The following is a 230-nucleotide window of genomic DNA, read 5'->3' as shown; positions in this document are numbered from 1 at the left end:
GATAGAGCGGCACCTTCAGGAGCGCTTGCAGTCCAGGATCGGCGGCATCTTGCGGGAAAAGCCGATCGAGCTTCGAGGCTCGCCGTTCCGCATCCCGTTTTCCGGCAATGAAATCGAGCGCATCGTCATAGGCGCGGAACTCATGACCGCTCTTCGACGCCATAGCCATGAACGGCTCCAGCTCGCCAAAGCGGTCGTCCGCAAGCATGCCGTCGCGGCCGGCGTCGAAC

1 protein-coding gene is annotated in these 230 nt (G+C 62.6%); it reads right to left on the bottom strand.

What is annotated here, in order from left to right; all coding sequences use genetic code 11:
- On the bottom strand, positions 1 to 230 hold a 230-nt coding region (locus EOD29_RS35570), incomplete at both ends, for a hypothetical protein (protein WP_206520639.1).

The sequence above is a fragment of the Mesorhizobium sp. M1A.T.Ca.IN.004.03.1.1 genome (assembly GCF_003997555.1).
Lineage (GTDB): Bacteria > Pseudomonadota > Alphaproteobacteria > Rhizobiales > Rhizobiaceae > Mesorhizobium.
Note: the sequence above shows the minus strand (reverse complement) of the source record. Positions and strands in the feature narration are given on the sequence as shown.